We start from the raw sequence: 15,378 nt of genomic DNA on the forward strand, positions 1-15,378 counted from the left end.
ACACTCACTACCTCTCGTTAATTACGCCGCTCGCCCGAGCTTAAGAGCTTGGAATGCGCAGCACCTGGCCGACACGGATAACGTCGCCGTTCAGCTCGTTGGCCTGTTTCAACTGATTGACCGGCACGCCGTGGCGAACGGCGATCGTGGACAGCGTGTCGCCGGACTGGATACGGTACTCGTTGCCCGACGGCGCCCGGCGGTTGTCGCGCTGCCAGGCCAAAAGGCTTGCCGGAGGCGGGTTGCGCTCGAAGTGCGAACGTAGCCCGCTGAAGATCGCCTGGGCCAGCGCCTGCTGATGGGACGGGTCGCGCAGGCGGCGCTCTTCGTCCGGGTTGGAGACGAAGCCGGTCTCGATGAGCAGCGACGGAATGTCCGGTGACTTGAGCACCATGAACCCCGCCTGCTCTACCTGGGACTTGTGCAGCCGGTTGATGCCGCCGAGCCGGTCGAGCACCTCACCGCCGATGGATAGCGAATCGTTGAGCGTGGCGGTCATGGTCAAATCCAGAAGCACGCCGCGCAGCACCTGATCCTTGTCCCGCAGCGACAGCGAACCATCCACGCCACCGATCAGGTCCGAGCGGTTTTCGCTATCGGCGAGCCACTGGGCGGTTTCCGACGTGGCGCCGCGCTGGGAGAGCGCAAATACCGAGCTGCCCTGAGGCCGCGGACTGGAGAAGGCGTCGGCGTGGATGGAGACGAAGAAGTCGGCCTTCTGCTCCCGGGCGAGCTGGGTACGCTGGCGAAGTCCCAGGTAGTAGTCGCCGTCCCGGGTCAGCACCGCCTTGAAGCCCCGCGTGCCGTTGATATCCGAGGCCAGCCGGCGGGCGATATCCAGCACGATGTCCTTCTCTCGCGTCCCGGAAGGGCCGATCGCCCCGGGGTCTTCGCCGCCGTGGCCGGGGTCCACCGCGATAATGATATCGCGCTGGGGGTGTGGCTGGGCGGGCTGAACGGCGGCGGGGGCACGCTCGGCCACCGGCGCCTCTTCCGGCGCGGCCGCTTGGGCCTGGGCGGTCACGCGCTGAGCCTGAATCTCCTGCTCGCGAATCATCGCCTCGATCGGGTCGATGGGGTTTTCGACCGCACTTTCGCCAGGGTACTCCAAGTCTACTACCAGGCGGTGGCCGTACTGGTCGTTGGGTGCAAGCGTGAAGTGACGCGGGGTAATCGCACGATTGAGTTCGAGCACCACTCTAAGCCCACCGCCTTCGAGGCTGCCGGTGCGTACGGCGTCGATGGCGCTGTCGCTAAGCGGCAGAGTCGAGGCATCGGTATCGAGCTCGGTGTCGTCCAGGTCGATGACCAGACGGTCCGGGTTACTCAGCGAAAAAACGTCCGCCGTCGCTGCACCGGAAAGATCGAACACCAGCCGGGCGTGATCCGGCGCCGCCCACAGGCGCATGCTTTCGACCACCGCCGCCTGGGCGGAGGCCGACAGCGCCAAAACGCTCAGCGTGGCCGCGCCGAGCAGGCGTTTAAATGTGCCCCTCATATCCATTGAATCACACCACTCCCCTAGGGTTTATCACGTTGCAGCCTGCAAAGCCGCCAGCACCTGCTGGCCCCACTCGCTTTGCGGCGTTAGCGTTGCTGCTCTTCCCTGGCGGGCAACGCTTAGTTCGACTCGGATATCGGCGGCGGGCAGCCAGCCTGCTCCCCGGCTGGGCCACTCGATGAGGCAAAGCGCCTCGTCGCTCAAAATATCGCGCCCGCCCATGAACTCGAGCTCTTCCGGATCACCAAGGCGGTAAAGGTCCAGATGATAGACACGCTGGTTATCGAGCTCGTAGGGCTCGACCAGCGTGTAGGTGGGACTTTTAACCGCCCCTTCATGGCCGTAGGCGCGCAAAATACCGCGGGTGAGCGTGGTTTTGCCCGCGCCCAGCTCGCCTTCGAGATAGACCCGTCCGCGCCCTTCGAGCGCGCGCCCTAGCGCTTCACCAAACGCAACCTGGGCGGCTTCATCACTCAACTGCACTTGCATGGAATGCCTTCACGGGTTGATCAAAATGCGTGCATAGGATGCCAGATCACTGGCCAGCAAGCCACGCTCACCGTGCTCTTTTGCAGCGGCGTCACCGGCGAGCGCGTGCACCATCACGCCCAAACGCGTGGCAAGCTCGAGATCATCGAACTGCGCGGCCAGCGTACCGAGCATGCCGCTGAGCGCATCGCCCATGCCGCCGCTGGCCATGCCCGGGTTACCAAAGGGGCATACCACCATGCCGCCGGGCCCGACCACCAGACTCCCCGCGCCCTTGAGCACGACGACGCCGCCCCGGGCACGCTGCAGCGCCCGGGCGGCTTCCGGACGATCGGACTGAACATCGGCCACCGAGCAGTTCAAAAGCCTGGCCGCCTCGCCCGGGTGGGGCGTGAGCACCCAGTTATCCCGGACAAGCGTTGGCCAGCGCTTGGCGAGCAGGTTGAGCGCATCGGCGTCGACCACCAGGGGCTTGTCTGTGTGCAGCGCGCTTTGCAGCATGGCCTGACCCCAGGCGCCCTCGCCCATGCCGGGCCCGATCACGATGACATCCGCCGCTTCGGCAAGCTCGCAAGCGTCGGCGCCACCGGAGACGCCGCGAGCCATTACTTCCGGGCAGCGCGTCAGACTTGCGCTAACGTGTTCGGCGGCGGTGGCCAGGCTCACCTTGCCCGCCCCCAGCCGCGCGGCGGTTTGGGAGCTCAAAAGCGCGGCGCCGCCAAAGCCCGGGGCGCCGCCCATTACCAGTACGTGGCCAAAGCGGCCCTTGTGCCCGGCGCGGGGCCTCGGGGCGAACGCCGGCGCCAGCCAGCTCTCTTCCAACCGCCAGGCGGCGGGGACGATATCGAAAAACGCCTGAGCCTTGACGCCCAGTGGGCGAAAGTCGATCTCGCCGGTATAGGCCGGGGCGTCGCCGGTGTGCAGACCGATTTTATCGCCAATGAAGGTGACCGTGCAGTGCGCCTGCACCGCTGCCCCCTGGGCGGCGCCGGTATCGGTGGCGATCCCGGACGGCACGTCCAGCGCCAGCACCGGCTGCTCGGCGCGATTGATATCGTTGATGACCGAGAGCGCCTCGCCTTCTACCTCCCGCGAAAGCCCGGTGCCCAGCAACGCGTCGACGATCACCTCGCCCTCGAAACGAATGCCGGCGCGGTAGCGCTCGCAGCCGACCCCCGCGGCGCTGGCAAGCTCGGCGGCCCGGCCAACATCGTGTTCGAGGGACTCGAGCGCGCGGGTCGAAATACGCTGCACCTTGAGCCCGGACTGCATGGCCAAGGCGGCCAGCACGTGCCCATCGCCGCCGTTATTGCCGCTACCACAAATCACGGTCACGCTTTTGGCCTGGGGCCAGCGCGAACGGAAGCTGTGCCAGGCACTGGAAGCCGCGCGCTGCATCAAGGCAAAGCTCTCGATACCCGCGGCCATGGTGCGCCGCTCGAGCTCGCGTACCATGGCGGCTTTATAGAGCGGGCGTAGCGCCTGAGTGGTCAGCGCCGGGTGATGCGTTGGGCGTTGCGTCGACACAAAAACTCCTTGGTCTTGGGTAGTAAATGCCAGGACGCTTCGTAAGCGCCGGGTGCGTGTAGTGATACCGCCTAATGGGTTAGCATAGCGCGCCTATGCACCAACGTTGACGAACCATGGCGACTTCCACCGCTTTTTCACTTTCTGATGACGAGCTCGAACGCCTGGCGGCGTTGATCAAAACCTGGGGGCGTGAGCTCGGCTTTCAACAGATCGGCATTACCGATACCGAGCTTGGCGAGCACGAAGCGCACCTCGACGCGTGGCTTGCCAAGGGCTACCAGGGCGAGATGAGCTACATGGCCAAACACGGCACCAAGCGCACCCGCCCGGCCGAGCTCGAGCCCGGCACACGGCGGGTGATCAGCGCGCGCATGGACTACCTCCCCCCGGAAGTCGAAACCACCAAAGTGCTGAGTAAGCGCCACCTGGGCTATATCTCGCGCTACGCCCTGGGGCGGGATTACCACAAGCTGATTCGTAAGCGCCTGGCAAGCCTTGCCAAAAAGATCGAGCAGGAAGTGGGCGCCTTCGGCTACCGCGCGTTCGTGGACTCCGCCCCGGTGATGGAGCGGGCGCTGGCGCAAAAGGCAGGCCTTGGCTGGTTCGGCAAAAACGCCATGATATTGAACCCCAAGGCCGGGTCGCTATTCTTTCTTGGCGAGCTCTATACCGATTTACCTTTACCCGTCGATGCGCCGTTCGAGTCCGAGCACTGCGGGCGCTGCAACGCCTGCCAAACCGCCTGCCCGACCGGCGCTATCGTCGATGACAAGATCATCGATTCCAACAAGTGCATCTCGTATCTCACCATCGAACTGCACGGCGCGATCCCGGTCGAATACCGCCGGGCGATGGGCAACCGCATCTACGGCTGCGACGACTGCCAGCTGGTATGCCCGTTCACGCGCTTTACCCGGGCAAGCGCCGAGGAAGACTTCGCGCCGCGCCACGATCTGGACCGCGCCTCGCTTTTGAGCCTTTTCGCCTGGGGCGAAGAGGAGTTTCTGCAAAAGACCGCGGGTAGCGCGATCCGGCGTATCGGTTACGAGCGCTGGCTGCGAAACCTGGCCGTGGGCCTGGGTAATGCCCCCTACAGCCCTGAGGTAGAAGCCGCGCTCAACGCGCGCCGCGCCTACCCCAGTGCGCTCGTGCGCGAACACGTGGCCTGGGCACTCGACGAGCAGCGCCGTAAACGCAGCGCACGTATCGCCACCGCCGTTTAAGCCGGGTCGTCTTGCCCGCGCAGGAAGGTTTTACGGTAGTGGGCAAGCTCGGCGATCGACTCCTTGATATCGTCCATCGCCAGGTGCACGTTTTGCTTGCCAAAGCCTTCAAGGGCTTTCGGATTCCAGCGCTTGGCGAGTTCCTTCACCGTCGAGACATCCAGGTTGCGGTAGTGGAAGAACGCCCACAGTTCTGGCATTTCGCGCTCCAAAAAGCGCCGGTCCTGGTGGATGCTGTTGCCGCACATGGGCGAGGTGCCGGGTTCGACATAGCGGCTCAGAAAATCCAGGGTTTCGCGCTCGGCCTTGGCGGTATCGACCGGGCTATTTTTAACCCGGTTCACAAGTCCGGACTCGCCATGGGTTTTCTGATTCCAGGCATCCATCTGCGCCAGCAGGCTTTCGGGCTGGCTGACCGCGATCACCGGGCCTTCCGCGACGACGTTCAAGTCCGCATCGGTCACCAGTGTCGCGACTTCGATGATGCGCTCTTTCTCCGGGTCCAGACCGGTCATTTCCAGGTCGATCCAAACCAGCAGATCGCTTCTCGGGGCGGTGGTGTCGCTCATGCATTTCTCCAAATGGGCCGGGGCAAGGTGGCTCAAGATAGCGTGACTTAAGATTGTGTTACCCGGGCAACGTTAACAGGTACACTACGACTATTGTACCGAGCATCAGGTGGTCATGAGCAAACGTAAATTAAGCCGCCAGCAGCGCTGGCGCGTCGAGAAGATCCAGGCCGAGCGTACCGAGCGCGCCGAAAAGCGCGAAGTTCAGGATACTCAGAAGCTGGCCGCCGGCGAATACGGCGCGGAGCAGCCCGGGCGCGTGATGGCCCACTTTGGCCGCACCCTGGAAGTGCGCGACAGCGACAACGCCCCGGTGCGCTGCCACCTGCGCGCCAATATGGACGGCCTGGTGACCGGCGACCGGGTGATATGGCGGGCAGGCCAGGAGGGATCCGGCGTGGTCGTGGCGCGGGAGGAGCGCGATAGCGTTTTGAAGCGCCCGGACGCCCGCGGCCAGCTCAAACCCGTGGCCGCCAACATCGACCAGATTCTGATCGTGTTTGCGGTCGAACCCGCGCCGCACCCCAACCTGATCGACCGCTACCTGGTCGCCGCTGAGGCCACGGGCATCGCCCCGGTGCTGGTGCTCAACAAGATCGATCTACTGCCTGACGATGGCGGCGAGCTGGGCGCGCTACTAGAGCGTTACCAACGCCTGGGTTACCCGGTGGTGCGCACCACCACGGATAATGAAGCGGGCCTTGAAGCGCTTCGTGAGCAGCTCGAAGGGCGCACCTCGGTGTTCGTGGGCCAGAGCGGCGTGGGCAAGTCGTCCTTGATCGACCTGCTGCTGCCGGATGAGTCGCTTCGCATCGGGGCGCTCTCCGAGGATTCGCGCAAGGGTACCCATACCACCACCACCGCAAGGCTTTACGCCATGGACCGGGACGAGGTAGCAAACGGCGAGCTGATCGACTCCCCGGGCATCCGCGAGTTTGGCCTGGTGCACCTGACCGAGCAGGAGGTGACCGATGGCTTTATCGAGTTCCGGCCGTTCATCGGCTACTGCCGCTTTCGCGATTGCCGCCATCGCCAGGAGCCGGGCTGCGCTTTACTTGGCGCGGTCGAGGAAGGCAAGATTCATTCCGAGCGTTTTGCCAGCTACCGGCGAATACTCGAAAGTTTGAGCGTTTAAAAAACGCCTAAACGCCTGATTGAAAGGAGCAGTTCATGAGTGCTGATCACCCGTCCAGCGAAGCCAACCTGTTACCGCTGATCGTCGAGCCCGCCGATCTGGAGGCCCAGCTAGGCCACCCCGAGCTTTTGATCGTCGACGTGCCGACCAACCCGGACAGCTACCGCCAGGGCCATGTGCCCGGCGCGGTGTATCTGGATTTTCGCTACCTGTTACGCGGCGAGGGCCCGGTGCCCAACGACGTGCCGGACATCGACTTTCTGTCGAAGCTTTTAAGCGCCCTGGGGCTTACCCGCAACACCCACGTCGTGGCCTATGATGACGAAGGCGGCGGCTGGGCGGCCAGGCTTTTATGGACGCTGGATTATCTTGGCCACACCCGCTACTCCTACTTGAACGGTGGCATTCACGCCTGGCGCGACGCGGGCCTTGCCGAGAACACCGAGCAGACCCTGCCGACCCCTAGCGACTACCACGCCGAGGTACTCAACCCCCAGGCGCTGATTACGGCGGATGAGATCAAGGAGAAGCTCGACGATCGAGGGTTTGCCGTGTGGGATGCCCGCTCGCCGGCGGAGTATGCCGGCGAAAAAGGTAACAACAAGCACCTGGGCCACATTCCGGGCGCGGTGAGCATGGACTGGGTCAATGCCATGGACCATGAGCGGGCGCTGCGCATTCGCGACTACGCGGAACTTGTCACCGAGCTCCAGGCCATGGGCCTGACCCCGGACATGGAAGTCGCCACCCACTGCCAAAGCCACCATCGCAGTAGCTTTACCTGGCTTGTGGGCAAGGCGCTTGGTTTCAACATTCGCGGCTACGCGGGCTCCTGGGGTGAGTGGGGCAATCGCGACGATACGCCGATCGAAAAATAACGCCCCTGCGGGCTTTCCTTGACCAAAAGTAACCAACGTGTCGCTATTTCAAAAAGCTTTTTCACTGATTCAGTACCCGCTGCCCCATCACGGCATTTCGCGCTTGACCGGCTGGTTTGCGCAAAGCGACGTGCCGTGGCTCAAAAACATGCTGATCAAGGCGTTCATCAAACGCTTCGGCGTGGATATGCGCGAGGCGCTGGAGCCCGACCCCACCGCGTACAAACACTTCAACGCATTTTTCACCCGCGCCTTGAAGGCGGATGCCCGACCGCTGGGCGAGGGCCTTTTGAGCCCGGCGGACGGCGCGCTTTCGCGCCACGGTGTGATCGAAGAGGGCCAGCTGATTCAGGCCAAGGGCCACCGCTACTCGGCGCAGACGCTGCTGGGGGGCGACGCGGCGCTGGCCGCCGAATTCGCTGGCGGCAGCTTCGCCACGGTGTACCTCTCACCGAGTGACTACCACCGGGTGCACATGCCCGCTACCGGCACGCTGCGCGAAATGATCTACGTGCCGGGGCGTATCTTTTCGGTCAACCAGGCCACCGCCCGCTACGTGCCGAACCTATTCGCCCGCAACGAGCGGCTGGTGTGCATTTTCGATAGCCCCGAGGGCGCGTTTGCCATGGTGCTGGTCGGCGCCATGGTGGTCGCCGCCATCGAAACCGTGTGGGCCGGTCAAATCACGCCGCTGGCGGGCACGCCTCAGCGCACCCGCTTCGAGCGCCCCGTCACGCTTGCGCGCGGTGAGGAGATGGGGCTTTTCAAACTGGGCTCGACGGTGGTGATGTGCTTTGAAAACCCGGTCGCCTTCGGCGACTACCCGCCGGAAACCAAGGTGCAGATGGGCCAGCCGCTTGGCCGCTATGAACCTTCGCCCGTCACGACGCCGGGGCCCGCGTAACGCCGGCCAAAAAGATCGTGACGCAGCGCCGGGCTCGGGCGCTGCACTGGGCCTCGTCCAGCGCCAGGTCTCGGCCCAGTAGCGCATCCACGTGCCACTCCCCCATCAACATGCCCATGAAGATCCCCGCCGCTTCCCGGGGGTTTTCAAGCTCGAGGGTTTCGCTGGCCACCTGGTCGCTCAAGTAGCGGGCGAGTGCCTGGCGGGTCTGGTCCGGGCCGCGGGTCAAGAAAAGCTCGCCAAGCTCCGGGGCGCGCTCGGCCTCGAAGGCCAGACCGCGCACCAGACGAATAACCCCCGGGTCGAACACCAGCATCAGCATGCGCCGGCCCAGCTCGAACAGTACCTGCCCTGGCGCCTGACGGTCCCGGCGCCCCTCTTCCAGCACCGCCCAGGCGGTTTCGATATGGCGCTCCATCGCCGCGGTAAAGAGCCCCTCTTTATTGCCGAACTGCTTATAAAGCGTGGCCAATGAGCCGCCGGCGCGGGCGACTACATCGTTGACGCTGGCCCCGGCGTAGCCCTGCTCCAAAAAAACGTCCCGGGCGGCATCCAAAAGCCGCTCCCGGCGCGCCACGCCCCGGGAAGTGAGAGGCGTTTCAGCCGTGCTGCTCTGCGCTGTGGATTTTTGAACCATTGCCCCTCCAGGGCTCATCGGCGTTTCGTACCTTTCGTCAACGCCGGGATAGCTATGTAGTGTAACCTTCATTACACTATAGGCAGATTTTGTGACCAGCTCAATGCCGGATGCGACCCGGCGAGGAATCCCCATGGCCAGCGGTGAACAGCAAAACGCGCCTCTTGAACCTTCAGTCAACGCCCTCGATGAGCCGGCACCGGCCAAAAAGACGGGCCGTAAGCTACTTTTGGCGGTAATCGCCGTTATCCTGTTGGCGCTACTCGCCTGGTGGGCGTTGGGCTGGTGGCAGGTGGGCCGGTTCATCGAATCCACGGACAATGCCTATGTGCGCACCGATAGCGTCGCCGTCCGCGCCGAGCTTGCGGCGCGGGTGATCGATGTCGCCGTGGATGAGAACCAGGCCGTCAAACGCGGCGACCTGCTCATTCAGCTCGACGACGCCAGCTACCGCGACCAGCTCGAACAAGCTCGGGCCCAGCAAGCGGTCGCGGCGGCCTCCTTCACCCAGGCCCAGCGCCAGGTGGCACTCCAGCAGGCGGGCATCAACCAGGCCACCAGCCAGGTCGATGCGGCCCAGGCGGATGTCGACCGCACCCGCCAGCACGTGCAGCGCTCGCAATCACTTGCCGCCAACAACTACGGCTCGCGCCAGCAAAGCGAAGATGACCAGAGCGCGCTGCGCGTAGCCGAGGCCCACCTGGCCACTCAGCGCGCCGCCGTAGTGTCCGCCCAGCGCCAGCTGGCGGTGGCCGAAAGCGACGTAACCCGCGCCGAGGCCAACCAGCAAGCGGCGGCGGCGGATTTAGCTTACGCCCAGCACCAGCTGGATAAAACGCGAGTGACCGCGCCGCGGGACGGCGTCATTGGTAATTTACGCGTCGAGGCCGGTACACTCGCGCAGCCGTCGCTGACGCTCATGCAGCTCGTCCCCCTCGACTCGGCCTACATCACCGCCAACTACAAGGAAACCCAGCTCGAGCGCATTCGCCTGGGGCAGCCGGTGGCCGTCCATCTCGACGCTTACCCCAACACGACGTTCAGCGGCGTGGTCGAAAGCCTCTCCCCCGCCACCGGCACCGAGTTCAGCCTGCTGCCCCAGGACAACGCCACCGGCAACTTCAACAAGATCGTCCAGCGGGTGCCGGTCAGAATTCGCGTCACCGGCCCTAATGAGTCCATGAGGCTTCTGCGCGCGGGCCTGTCCGCGGTTCCCGATATCGACACTCGCGAACTCGACCCGGCGCAGGAAGGGCCGGCCAATACCGCTGACGCTGATCCCGCGCCGCTATGAGCCAGACCCCAAGCCCTGCGGCGGGCGTGAGCGACATGCCGCCCTGGCCGCAGCGCATCGGTTTTATCGCGGCGGTGTTCGGCATGTTCATGGCCATTCTGGATATCCAGATCGTGGCCAGCTCGCTCAACGAGATCCAATCCGGGCTTTCGGCAAGCCAGGACCAAATCTCCTGGGTGCAGACCGCCTATCTGGTGGCCGAGATCGTGATGATTCCGCTCTCGGGTATGCTGATGCGCATTCTCTCCACCCGGGGCGTTTTCACCCTCTCCTGCGCGGGCTTTACCCTGGCGAGTCTGGGCTGCGCCATGGCCAACTCCATCGAGCAGTTGATCGTGCTGCGCGCCCTTCAGGGCTTTATGGGCGGGGCGATGATTCCCGTTACCCAGGCGATCAGCTTCTCGATCTTCCCCCGGCGGGTGATGGGCAGCGTGCAGGCGGTGATTGGCATGGTGGTCACCATGGCGCCGTCGATCGGTCCTACCGTGGGCGGCTATATCACCGAAACCCAAGGCTGGCACTGGCTGTTTCTGGCCAACGTGATTCCCGGCATATTGGTGTGCTGGGCGGCGTGGAGCTTTCTGGATATCGATAAACCCAACCACGCGCTAGCACGCCGGCTGGATATCATCGGCCTGACGCTCATGGCGCTATTTCTGGGCTCGCTGGAGTTCGTGCTGGAAGAAGGCCCGGGCGAGGACTGGTTCGCAAGCCAGGAAATCACCCTTTTCAGCCTGCTGTGTTTGACCACCGGGGTCGGGTTTTTCGTTCGCACGCTGAAAAGCGCCCACCCGATTGTCGACCTGCGCGCCTTCGCCAACCGCAACTTCGCCATCGGCGCGGGCATGGGGTTTATCATCGGCATCGCGCTTTACGGGCTGGTCTACATCATGCCGCTGTTTTTCGGCTATGTGCGCGGCTACTCGAGCCTGCAGATCGGCCAGGTGATGTTCGTCACGGGGCTGACCATGTTCTTTTGCGCCCCGCTGGTGGGCAAGGCGACCAACCATCTCGACCTGAGAGTCATGCTGTTTGTGGGGTTCTTGCTGGTGGGCGTGGGCACGATGATGAACGCCAACCTCACCGTGGAGTCCGGCTTCTGGCAGTTCTGCGTTCCTCAGATCGTGCGCGGCATGGGGCTGATCATGTGCATCATCCCGGCCTCACGCATCGCCCTGGGCACGCTTGCGCCCAGCGAGGTGGGTAATGCCAGCGGGCTTTTCAACGTGATGCGCAACCTGGGCGGCGCCATGGGCCTGGCGCTGCTCGATACGGTGCGCGATATTCGCGAGGATTTTCACTGGAACCAGCTGATTCCGGCGATCGACACTGGCCGCGAGGTGGTGGTGGCGGAGATCGCTAAATACGAGGCGATGCTGAGTGGCTCGGTGGCCGACGCCCACCAGGCCGCCGTCGGGCTCATCGCCCAGCGGGTGGCCCAGCAGGCCCAGGTGCTCGCCTTCAACGACATTTTCACCTGGCTTGGGCTTATCTACATCGCCACGGTGCCGCTGGTGTTTTTGCTCAAGCGTATCAAGGCCTGACAAGGCATCAGCAGTTGGGCGTCGCGAAGGCCAGCACGTCTTCAAGGCGCGACTTGCCAAGCGCCAGCTGAATCAACCGGTCGACCCCCAGCGCCACCCCGGCGCCTTCCGGCATGCCGTGCTCAAGGGCCGCCAGCAAACGCTCGTCGATCGCCACCTGGGGCAGGTTCAGCCGCGCGCGTTCGGCGTTATCCGCCTCGAAGCGCGCGCGCTGCTCGCTGGCATCGGTCAGCTCGTCGTAGCCGTTGGCAAGCTCGATGCCGTCAAGATAAAGCTCGAAGCGCGAGGCCAGCCACTGGCCGTCATCGTCCTGGTGGCGCTTGGCAAGCGCGGCCTGGCTTGCCGGGTAGTCCACCACCAGGCTGAGCTCCCCTTTGCCAAGCGCGGGCTCGATGACCGTACTCATCAATAGATCGAGACAGGTTTCGCGGCTTTCGCGAGCTAGGCTTTCCAGCGGCATGTGGGCGCGCTGCCCGGCCAGACGTTTGAGCACCTCGAGCGAGGTCGTGAACGGGTCCACGGTAAGATGGGTGTGAAAAAGCTCCCGGTAGCGGTAGCGCACGACCTTTTGGCCCGCCCCGGGCATTATCGCGTCCACGAGTTCCGCGGTTTCATCGATCAGCGCGTCGAGGGAAAAGCCGGGGCGGTACCACTCGAGCATGGTGAACTCGATGTTGTGGCGTCGACCCACCTCGTTGTCGCGAAAGCTCTTCGCAAGCTGAAAAATCGGCCCGCTGTCCGCAGCCAGCAGCCGCTTCATGTGAAATTCCGGCGAGGTTTGCAGCCAAAGCATTCGCTGTCCCTTGTCGGTACGCGCTTTGGTGGCAAGGGATGCCAGGTGCACATCGGTACTGCCGCCCTGGCCCAGCACCGGCGTTTCTACTTCCAGCACCTGGCGGGCGGCAAAAAAGGCGCGCACCCGGGCCAGCAGGCGGGCACGCTCGATCAGGGTTGCCATATCGGCATTGGGGCGCCAGGTGGGCGACATTGCCTTCCTCGATCTAAAAAGCCACGCGTGAGCGTGGCTTGAACCATTCGGGACGCGACAGCCAAGCGGCTGCCCAGGAATCACGCGCGGGAGACGTACTCACCAGAGCGGGTATCTACTTTTAACACTTCCCCCTGGTTGATGAACAGCGGCACGCGTACCACCGCACCGGATGAAAGCGTTGCCGGCTTGGAGCCACCCTGGGCGGTGTCGCCCTTAAGGCCCGGGTCGGTTTCTACCACTTCCAGCTCGATGAAATTCGGGGCCGAGACGGCAATGGCTTTGTCGTTCCACAAGGTAACGGTATAAGCTACCTGCTCTTTTAGCCACTTGGCGGTGTCACCCAGGGCTTTCTTCTCGACCGCGTACTGCTCGAAGGAGCCGTCGGTTTTCATGAAGTGCCACATGTCACCGTCGGTATAGAGATACTCCATCTCGAGTTCCATGACATCGGCGCCTTCCAACGACTCGCCGGACTTGAACGTACGCTCCCAGACACGGCCGGTCATCAGGTTACGCAGCTTCACGCGGTTGAAGGCCTGCCCTTTGCCTGGCTTGACCAGCTCGTTATCGACGATCGAACACGGGTCGCCGTCGAGCATTACTTTCAAACCGCCCTTGAATTCGTTGGTAGAATAGTTCGCCATAATGCCTCTCACTAATCAGTTGCTGAATAAAGCAGGTGATAAACGCTGTGATGAAGCGCCTTTATGAATAGCGCTTTTATCGAGTGCGCGCATGATAACCCGAAGGAGGGCTTTTTTGCAGGAGAACATGATGATTGCCGCCGTTAACGAAGGCGACGCGCCGGCAAGCGCCCCGCCGAGCTGGCAGCGTCAGCTTTCCGGGGCTATTCGCGACCCCCAAACGTTGTTGACACGCCTTGGCCTGGAGCCTGCGTTGCTCGGCGGCGCCCGCGCCGGCCACGCCCTTTTCGAAGTGCGCGTGCCCGAAGCGTATCTGTCGCGCATCGCCCCGCATACGCTAGATGACCCGCTGCTCAAGCAGGTATTGCCGCTGGGTGACGAAGTGCTCACGCCCCAGGGGTTCGTGTTCGACCCGCTCAAGGAGGCCGAGCACCGCCCCGTCAAGGGGCTCATTCACAAATACGCCGGGCGCGTGCTCTTGATCGCAAGCCCGACCTGCGCGGTGAACTGCCGCTACTGCTTTCGCCGCCACTTCCCCTACAGCGACAACGCGCCGTCGCGCGCGCAGTGGCAGGACACACTCGACTATTTACGCCGCGATACGAGCATCCAGGAGGCGATTTTATCCGGCGGTGACCCGCTGGCGGCAAGCGACCGCCAGCTTGCCTGGCTTGCGGCCGAGCTCGACGCCATACCGCACCTCAAGCGCCTGCGCATCCACACCCGCCTACCCGTAGTGATCCCCGACCGCGTGGATGACGCACTGCTCGGCTGGCTAGGTCAAACGCGCCTGCAAAAGGTCGTGGTGCTGCACATCAACCACGCCAACGAAATCGACCAGGCCGTCATCGATGCCTGTAGGCGTTTAAAACAGGCCGGGGTGACGCTTTTGAATCAGAGCGTGCTACTGCGCAGTGTGAATGACAGCGTCGAAGCCCTCGCCACGCTTTCCGAACGGCTGTTCGAGGCCGGTATACTGCCCTACTACCTGCACGTACTGGACCCGGTACAGGGCGCGGCGCACTTCGACGTACCGGATCACGAGGCACGTGGGCTGGTCGATGCACTACGCCACCACCTGCCCGGCTTTTTGATGCCCCGGCTGGTGCGCGAAATCCCCGGCGAGGCGAGCAAGACGCCGCTTTGAGAGATTGATATTCAAAGCGAAACCCGTCCAGGCCAGCGGTCGATTTCCGCTTTAAATCAACGCAAGCGCCGCATCAGGCTCGCTCGAACGCGCCTGATGCGATTTTCCTGCCGCCTCTTTAGACTTCAATCGCCTCGAGCGTGACCCCACGGCGCCGCTTGAACGCCTCGAGGCGATCGTCACTCGCTTGATTATCGGTGATTAGAGTCCAGTGGCTTAGCATGGGCGTCCAGTGCTGCTGGCTCGGGTTGCCAAGCTTACTGGAATCGGCGATCACGACCACTTTCAAGGCGCGGCGCATCATCATTTCTTTCAGGTAAGCCTGCTCGGCGCTCGCCTCACAAAGCCCTAGATCCGCCACCACGCCATCGGCACTCATAAAGAGCTTATCGACTGAAAGCCTTTCGAGAGCGGCCTGAGCAGCAACGCCATACGTCGTCATACTGGCTGGACGCAAATCTCCGCCGAGCAGCGTAACGCGGCAATCCTTGATAGCTGCAAGCGCCGGCAACGCGGCCAGGTTATTGGTAAAAACGTGCAGCCCCCGGCGCTTGCCCAGTAGCGTGGCGAGCTCGGCGGTAGTGGAGCCACCGTCGAGCAGCACCGAGTCGCCGTCTTCGATATGCGCCAACGCGGCCGCCGCCAAACGCGCTTTCACATCGCCACGCTCGTGCTGGCGCTGAGTCAACGATAGCTCTGGCTCGCGTCTGCCTACCACCGCCGCAGCCCCGCCGTAGGTACGTACGATATGTCCGTCGTCGGCCAAAGCGGAAAGATCTCGCCGCACCGTGGCCTCGGAAATATTGAAACGCTCACAAAGCGTTTCGACATCGGTCATACCATTATGCACGGCCTCCAGCATGGCTTTTCGGCGATTAGTAACTTTCATGAC

At 63.4% G+C, this 15,378-nt stretch carries 15 protein-coding genes; 7 read left to right on the forward strand and 8 right to left on the reverse strand.

The genetic code is table 11. The features are described 5' to 3' along the window. Positions 1-40: 40 nt before the first annotated feature. The 3 genes from ACWHVV_RS10840 to ACWHVV_RS10850 are packed head-to-tail and all read right to left on the reverse strand — an operon-like array spanning position 41 to position 3,445. Positions 41-1,498, reverse strand: coding sequence for an N-acetylmuramoyl-L-alanine amidase (locus ACWHVV_RS10840; RefSeq protein ID WP_447929139.1), 1,458 nt, complete (start codon positions 1,496-1,498; stop codon positions 41-43). 33 nt (positions 1,499-1,531) lie between these two features. Continuing rightward, positions 1,532-1,990, reverse strand: coding sequence for a tRNA (adenosine(37)-N6)-threonylcarbamoyltransferase complex ATPase subunit type 1 TsaE (gene tsaE / locus ACWHVV_RS10845; RefSeq protein ID WP_447926252.1), 459 nt, complete (start codon positions 1,988-1,990; stop codon positions 1,532-1,534). 9 nt (positions 1,991-1,999) lie between these two features. Continuing rightward, the gene (locus ACWHVV_RS10850) at positions 2,000-3,445 is read right to left on the reverse strand and encodes an NAD(P)H-hydrate dehydratase (RefSeq protein WP_447929140.1); all 1,446 of its coding nucleotides are present in this window, start codon (positions 3,443-3,445) and stop codon (positions 2,000-2,002) included. A 188-nt stretch (positions 3,446-3,633) separates the two neighbouring features. On the opposite strand from ACWHVV_RS10850, the gene queG reads away from it, so the two are divergent. Beyond that, positions 3,634-4,743 (forward strand): tRNA epoxyqueuosine(34) reductase QueG, encoded by a 1,110-nt coding sequence (gene queG / locus ACWHVV_RS10855; protein WP_447529088.1) that lies wholly within the window; start codon positions 3,634-3,636, stop codon positions 4,741-4,743. Here queG and orn read toward each other — a convergent pair. Further along, positions 4,740-5,312 carry an oligoribonuclease gene (orn, locus tag ACWHVV_RS10860; protein ID WP_447529089.1) on the reverse strand — a complete coding sequence of 191 codons (573 nt, stop codon included), beginning with the start codon at positions 5,310-5,312 and terminating at the stop codon, positions 4,740-4,742. The genes queG and orn overlap by 4 nt on opposite strands. Before the next feature lie 115 nt (positions 5,313-5,427). Between orn and rsgA the strand changes: the two genes are divergently transcribed. Genes rsgA through asd form a run of 3 tightly spaced genes read left to right on the forward strand, consistent with a single transcriptional unit; the run spans position 5,428 to position 8,229 of the window. Beyond that, complete coding sequence (rsgA, locus tag ACWHVV_RS10865) at positions 5,428-6,447, forward strand: small ribosomal subunit biogenesis GTPase RsgA (protein WP_447926253.1); 1,020 nt, start codon at positions 5,428-5,430, stop codon at positions 6,445-6,447. A gap of 35 nt (positions 6,448-6,482) precedes the next feature. Then, positions 6,483-7,325 (forward strand): sulfurtransferase, encoded by an 843-nt coding sequence (locus ACWHVV_RS10870; protein WP_447926254.1) that lies wholly within the window; start codon positions 6,483-6,485, stop codon positions 7,323-7,325. Between the two features lie 37 nt (positions 7,326-7,362). Continuing rightward, positions 7,363-8,229 (forward strand): archaetidylserine decarboxylase, encoded by an 867-nt coding sequence (gene asd / locus ACWHVV_RS10875; RefSeq protein ID WP_447926255.1) that lies wholly within the window; start codon positions 7,363-7,365, stop codon positions 8,227-8,229. Here asd and ACWHVV_RS10880 read toward each other — a convergent pair. Then, positions 8,207-8,866, reverse strand: coding sequence for a TetR/AcrR family transcriptional regulator (locus tag ACWHVV_RS10880; protein WP_447893583.1), 660 nt, complete (start codon positions 8,864-8,866; stop codon positions 8,207-8,209). The two genes, asd and ACWHVV_RS10880, sit on opposite strands and share 23 nt — an antisense overlap. A gap of 133 nt (positions 8,867-8,999) precedes the next feature. Between ACWHVV_RS10880 and ACWHVV_RS10885 the strand changes: the two genes are divergently transcribed. Both ACWHVV_RS10885 and ACWHVV_RS10890 read left to right on the forward strand, forming a co-directional pair. Beyond that, positions 9,000-10,160 (forward strand): HlyD family secretion protein, encoded by a 1,161-nt coding sequence (locus tag ACWHVV_RS10885; RefSeq protein WP_447926256.1) that lies wholly within the window; start codon positions 9,000-9,002, stop codon positions 10,158-10,160. After that, the gene (locus ACWHVV_RS10890) at positions 10,157-11,704 is read left to right on the forward strand and encodes a DHA2 family efflux MFS transporter permease subunit (RefSeq protein ID WP_447926257.1); all 1,548 of its coding nucleotides are present in this window, start codon (positions 10,157-10,159) and stop codon (positions 11,702-11,704) included. Before ACWHVV_RS10885 ends, ACWHVV_RS10890 begins: the two co-directional genes overlap by 4 nt. 7 nt (positions 11,705-11,711) lie before the next feature. Here ACWHVV_RS10890 and epmA read toward each other — a convergent pair whose 3' ends face one another. Together epmA and efp are read right to left on the reverse strand one after the other, a co-directional pair. Next, positions 11,712-12,692, reverse strand: coding sequence for an EF-P lysine aminoacylase EpmA (epmA, locus tag ACWHVV_RS10895; RefSeq protein WP_447926258.1), 981 nt, complete (start codon positions 12,690-12,692; stop codon positions 11,712-11,714). A gap of 80 nt (positions 12,693-12,772) precedes the next feature. Continuing rightward, positions 12,773-13,339 carry an elongation factor P gene (gene efp / locus ACWHVV_RS10900; RefSeq protein WP_263584362.1) on the reverse strand — a complete coding sequence of 189 codons (567 nt, stop codon included), beginning with the start codon at positions 13,337-13,339 and terminating at the stop codon, positions 12,773-12,775. A 115-nt stretch (positions 13,340-13,454) separates the two neighbouring features. Between efp and epmB the strand changes: the two genes are divergently transcribed. Next, positions 13,455-14,486, forward strand: a complete 1,032-nt coding sequence (gene epmB, locus ACWHVV_RS10905) for an EF-P beta-lysylation protein EpmB (RefSeq protein ID WP_447926259.1) — start codon at positions 13,455-13,457, stop codon at positions 14,484-14,486. Between the two features lie 118 nt (positions 14,487-14,604). Here the strand turns inward: epmB and ACWHVV_RS10910 are convergent, their stop codons facing one another. Beyond that, entirely contained in the window at positions 14,605-15,375 is a 771-nt protein-coding gene (locus ACWHVV_RS10910; RefSeq protein ID WP_447926260.1) for a DeoR/GlpR family DNA-binding transcription regulator, read from the reverse strand. Positions 15,376-15,378: the final 3 nt, after the last annotated feature.

Source organism: Vreelandella sp. EE27 (genome assembly GCF_968206495.1).

Coding starts and splice junctions, on each gene's coding strand:
- ACWHVV_RS10840 (WP_447929139.1), bottom strand. CDS start 1,498: ATGAGGGGCACATTTAAACGCCTGCTCGGCGCGGCCACGCTGAGCGTT.
- tsaE (WP_447926252.1), bottom strand. CDS start 1,990: ATGCAAGTGCAGTTGAGTGATGAAGCCGCCCAGGTTGCGTTTGGTGAA.
- ACWHVV_RS10850 (WP_447929140.1), bottom strand. CDS start 3,445: ATGGTACGCGAGCTCGAGCGGCGCACCATGGCCGCGGGTATCGAGAGC.
- queG (WP_447529088.1), top strand. CDS start 3,634: ATGGCGACTTCCACCGCTTTTTCACTTTCTGATGACGAGCTCGAACGC.
- orn (WP_447529089.1), bottom strand. CDS start 5,312: ATGAGCGACACCACCGCCCCGAGAAGCGATCTGCTGGTTTGGATCGAC.
- rsgA (WP_447926253.1), top strand. CDS start 5,428: ATGAGCAAACGTAAATTAAGCCGCCAGCAGCGCTGGCGCGTCGAGAAG.
- ACWHVV_RS10870 (WP_447926254.1), top strand. CDS start 6,483: ATGAGTGCTGATCACCCGTCCAGCGAAGCCAACCTGTTACCGCTGATC.
- ACWHVV_RS10880 (WP_447893583.1), bottom strand. CDS start 8,866: ATGGTTCAAAAATCCACAGCGCAGAGCAGCACGGCTGAAACGCCTCTC.
- ACWHVV_RS10885 (WP_447926256.1), top strand. CDS start 9,000: ATGGCCAGCGGTGAACAGCAAAACGCGCCTCTTGAACCTTCAGTCAAC.
- ACWHVV_RS10890 (WP_447926257.1), top strand. CDS start 10,157: ATGAGCCAGACCCCAAGCCCTGCGGCGGGCGTGAGCGACATGCCGCCC.
- epmA (WP_447926258.1), bottom strand. CDS start 12,692: ATGTCGCCCACCTGGCGCCCCAATGCCGATATGGCAACCCTGATCGAG.
- efp (WP_263584362.1), bottom strand. CDS start 13,339: ATGGCGAACTATTCTACCAACGAATTCAAGGGCGGTTTGAAAGTAATG.
- ACWHVV_RS10910 (WP_447926260.1), bottom strand. CDS start 15,375: ATGAAAGTTACTAATCGCCGAAAAGCCATGCTGGAGGCCGTGCATAAT.